Genomic DNA, 4,084 nt, shown 5'->3' with positions numbered 1-4,084 from the left:
GGGACGGGGACGGGGACGGGGACGGGGACCGGCGCGAGGACGAGGCGGCGCGCGCCGAGTCGTCCTCGCGCCGGTCCGGGAACACCCACGCCCGGAAGAGCAGGAAGCGCAGCACGGTCGCGGCGAGGTTGGCCGCGATGAGGACGGCCAGTTCGGTCGAGTGGGCGGGCTCGGAGGCCGCCGCGTTCAGTGCCGCGAGCGAACCGCTGGTCAGGGCGAGTCCGATGCCGAAGACCACCAGACCCTGCGCCTGGTGCCGTACGGCCCCGCCGCGCCCGCGCACCCTGAAGGTGAGCCGCCGGTTGGCCGCGGTGTTGGCGACCGCCGAGACCAGCAGGGCCAGGGCGTTGGCGATCTGGGGGCCGGTGAACGCCCGGAAGCCGCTGTAGAGCAGCAGGTAGAAGAGGGTGGACAGGGCGCCGACCACACAGAACCCGACGAGCTGGCGCGCGAGGCCCTTCGGCACGTCCTCGATGTCCCGGTCGCGTGGGTCGTCGCCGAACGGCCGTGCGATCCGGTCGAGCGGCAGTGAGCCGGTGGCCAGGGCCCTGCCGACCCGCCACACGCCCTTGAGGTCGTCGGTCGCGGTCTTCACGATGTGCACGGTCGAGTCGGGGTCGTCGACCCAGTCGACCGGCACCTCGTGGATCCGCAGCCCCGCGCGCTCGGCGAGCACCAGCATCTCGGTGTCGAAGAACCAGCCGGTGTCCTCGACGAGCGGCAGCAGTACCTGCGCCACGTCCCTGCGGATCGCCTTGAAGCCGCACTGGGCGTCCGAGAACCGCGCCTGGAGCGATCCGCGCAGGATGAGGTTGTAGGCCCGGCTGATGAATTCCCGCTTGGGTCCGCGCACCACCCGGGAACCGCACGCCAGCCGGGAGCCGATCGCGAGGTCGGAGTGGCCGGAGATCAGCGGCGCCACCAGCGGGAGCAGGGCGTTGAGGTCGGTGGACAGGTCCACGTCCATGTAGGCGAGGACCGGGGCGTCCGAGGCGGACCAGACGGCCCGCAGGGCCCGCCCGCGCCCCTTCTGCTCCAGGCGGAAGGTGCTGACCTCGGGGATCCGCGCCGCCAGTTGCCGCGCCACCTGCGGGGTGTTGTCCGTGGAGGCGTTGTCCGCGATCGTGATGCGGAACGCGTAGGGAAACGTCCGGACGAGGTGATCACGCAGTCTGCGGACGCAGGGCTGGAGGTCCTTCTCCTCGTTGTAGACGGGGATCACTACGTCCAGGACAGGCGTTCCGGCTGGTGTGGCCGGGAGGTGCTCGCGCGTCGGCAGCGTGCCGGGAGAAGAGTCGGTTCGCATGGAACCGACTTTCGTCAGGCGCCCTGTTGTACCCATGTGGTGAGGCTGTGGCGTGCCTGTGAGTGCCCCTGCCGGCTCGTGTCCGGCCCCGGCTGCGGCGGCAGGGCGGGCAGACGCACGGTGAACACGGTCCGCCCGGGCGCGCTGTCGACGCTCACGGCACCGCCGTGCGCGGTCGCCACGGCCTGCACGATGGCGAGGCCGAGACCGGTCGAGCCGGTGGCACGGGAGCGCGCGGAGTCACCCCGCGCGAACCGCTCGAAGACGTGCGGGAGCAACGCGGCCGGGATGCCCTGCCCGTTGTCCTCGACGTCCACGCACAGCAAGGCCCCCCGCCGCTGGACGCGGGCGGTGACGGTCGTGCCGGGCGGGGTGTGGGTGCGGGCGTTGCCGAGCAGGTTGACCAGCACCTGTTGCAGTCGGGCCGCGTCCGCCGACACGAGCGCGGGATCGTCGGGCAGGTCGAGGCGCCAGTTGTGGTCCTGGCCGGCCGCCCGGGCGTCGCTGATGGTGTCCACGACCAGCGGGACGAGGTCGGTCTGCTCGAACTGCAGCGGCCGTCCCGCGTCGAGCCGGGCCAGCAGCAGCAGATCCTCCACGAGGAGGGTCATCCGGCCGGCCTCGGACTCGATCCGGCCCAGCGCGTGCCGGGTGTCGGGCCCGACCTGCTCCCTGCCGCGCCGGGTGAGCTCGGCGTACCCGCGGATGGACGCCAGCGGGGTACGCAGTTCGTGACTGGCGTCGGCGACGAACTGCCTGACGCGCGTCTCGCTCTGCTGCCGCGCGTGCAGCGCCCCGTGGACGTGGTCCAGCATCCGGTTGAGCGCCCCGCCGACCCGGCCGACCTCGGTGTGCGGGTCGGTCTCGGAGTCGGGGACCCGCTCGCTGAGATTCACCTCGCCCGTGTGCAGGGGCAGTTCGGAGACCCGGGTGGCGGTGGCGGCGACGCGGCGCAGGGGGCGGGTGGCCACGCCGACCAGCACGGAACCCGCGAGACCGGCAGCGGCGAGACCGGCCCCGGTGACGCTGATCTCCACCAGGATGAGGGTGTTGATGGTGTTGGTGACGTCCGTGGTCGGGATGGCCACGTAGTAGCTGCCCTTGTCACCGTTCTCGTACTCGACCCGGTACTCGCCGAGGCCGGGGATGTCGACGGTTCTCGGCGGTCCCTCAACCTGTGGCACGGAGGCGAGGGCGGCTGCCTGGGCGGAGTTCAGCGCCCGCGCGCTCATCTGGAAGTTGTCTTCGGAGACGCCGTACGCGGACTCCGTGATCCGGCCGCCCTCGATCTTGGCGGCGACCGTACCGCCCGGCTGCGGGCCCTTCGTGACGAAGTCGGTGAGGCTTTCCTCCTTCTTCTTCGCGAGCCCGTCGGCCCTGCCCTCGCCGGGAACCCGGGGTGGGCTGGACGCGGCTCTGGACGCGGCTCCGCCGAGCTGCCCGTCCAACTGCTCGTACAGATGAGAGCTGAGGGCGAGTGTCGTCACGGTCCCGATCACCGCACACACCACGGCGATCAGCACCACGGACGCGACGACGAGCCGTGTCCGCAGCGTGCGCGGCTTGCCTGCCCACCGCCTGCCCGCCCGCTGCTGCGTACCCGGCCGCCGTCGGCCGCTCATGGCGCGGGTTTGATCAGGTACCCGGCACCGCGCCGCGTGTGGATCATCGGCTCGCGCCCGGCGTCGATCTTGCGCCGCAGATAGGAGATGTAGAGCTCGACGACGTTGGCCTGGCCGCCGAAGTCGTACGACCACACGCGGTCGAGGATCTGCGCCTTGCTGAGCACGCGTCGGGGATTGCGCATCAGGAACCGCAGCAGCTCGAACTCGGTGGCGGTCAGGTGGATGCCGTCCCCGGCCCGGGTCACCTCGTGGCTGTCCTCGTCGAGGGTGAGGTCGCCGACGACCAGCGTGGAGTCCGAGTGCCGGTCGGCGGCACCGGCACGGCGTATCAGCCCGCGCAGCCGCGCGACGACCTCTTCGAGGCTGAACGGCTTGGTGACGTAGTCGTCACCGCCCGCCGTCAGCCCGGCGATCCGGTCCTCGAGGGCGTCCTTCGCGGTGAGGAAGAGCACCGGCACGTCCGGCAGTTCCCGGCGCAGCCGCCCGAGCACGGCCAGCCCGTCCATGTCGGGCAGCATCATGTCGAGGACGACGGCGTCGGGCCGGAAGTCCCGGGCGGCCTGTATCGCGCCCGTGCCGTCACCGGCACTCCGGATCTGCCATCCCTCGTAGCGCAGTGCCATGGACAGCAGCTCGGTGATCGACATCTCGTCGTCCACCACCAGCACGCGGACGGGGCTCCCGTCCGGCCTGAGCAGTTCGGTGCGCCCCTGGGGCGAGGTCGTGGTCATGTGAACACGATGTCGGGGGGCTCTGAGAACACGCTTTCGGCAACCTGTGATTTCCCTGAGAAACACACAGGCATTTCCCAGGCAGTACCTGGGAGGCGCCGCCAGGTCAGAACAGCCCGTCCTGCACGCCCGCCGCCTCCTTGAACTGCCTGGTCGGAACGGTCAGTTCACCCGCCGTCGCGGGCACCAGCCCCCATCCGGTCATCAACCGTGTGTCCAGCACCACGACCCCGCCCCCGGTCGCCAGATGCAGATCGGGCCCGTGAGGTGGCCGAGCTGCACGAGCGGGCGGTCGCGCTCCCCGCGTGGCCGGAGTCGCTCGTACGGGAGCCGCTGCGGGTCGTCGACCACGCGGGGGTGTTCGGGCTCGGGGGGCTGCCCGTCGCCTGTCTCGTATACACATCTGACGCTGCCGACGAACT

3 protein-coding genes and 1 pseudogene are annotated in these 4,084 nt (G+C 71.4%); all 4 read right to left on the bottom strand.

Going from position 1 to position 4,084, the window contains the following annotated elements; translation table 11 throughout:
* Positions 1–1,306 (bottom strand): bifunctional glycosyltransferase family 2/GtrA family protein (locus C1J00_RS39465; protein WP_102913685.1); only part of this gene is annotated, 1,306 nt, incomplete at its 3' end.
* Positions 1,307–1,320: 14 nt separating this feature from the next.
* On the bottom strand, positions 1,321–2,928 hold the full coding sequence (locus tag C1J00_RS39460; protein ID WP_102913684.1) for a sensor histidine kinase: 1,608 nt from the start codon (positions 2,926–2,928) through the stop codon (positions 1,321–1,323).
* On the bottom strand, positions 2,925–3,662 hold the full coding sequence (locus C1J00_RS39455) for a response regulator transcription factor (RefSeq protein WP_102913683.1): 738 nt from the start codon (positions 3,660–3,662) through the stop codon (positions 2,925–2,927). Before C1J00_RS39455 ends, C1J00_RS39460 begins: the two co-directional genes overlap by 4 nt.
* A gap of 106 nt (positions 3,663–3,768) precedes the next feature.
* A pseudogene (locus tag C1J00_RS39450) lies at positions 3,769–3,924 on the bottom strand (DUF2797 domain-containing protein); the annotation flags it as partial.
* Positions 3,925–4,084: the final 160 nt, after the last annotated feature.

It is taken from the genome of Streptomyces cahuitamycinicus (genome assembly GCF_002891435.1).
GTDB lineage: Bacteria > Actinomycetota > Actinomycetes > Streptomycetales > Streptomycetaceae > Streptomyces > Streptomyces cahuitamycinicus.
Note: the sequence above shows the minus strand (reverse complement) of the source record. Positions and strands in the feature narration are given on the sequence as shown.

Excerpts from the sequence above, each read along its gene's own strand:
- C1J00_RS39460 (WP_102913684.1), bottom strand. The coding sequence starts at position 2,928 with ATGAGCGGCCGACGGCGGCCGGGTACGCAGCAGCGGGCGGGCAGGCGG.
- C1J00_RS39455 (WP_102913683.1), bottom strand. The coding sequence starts at position 3,662 with ATGACCACGACCTCGCCCCAGGGGCGCACCGAACTGCTCAGGCCGGAC.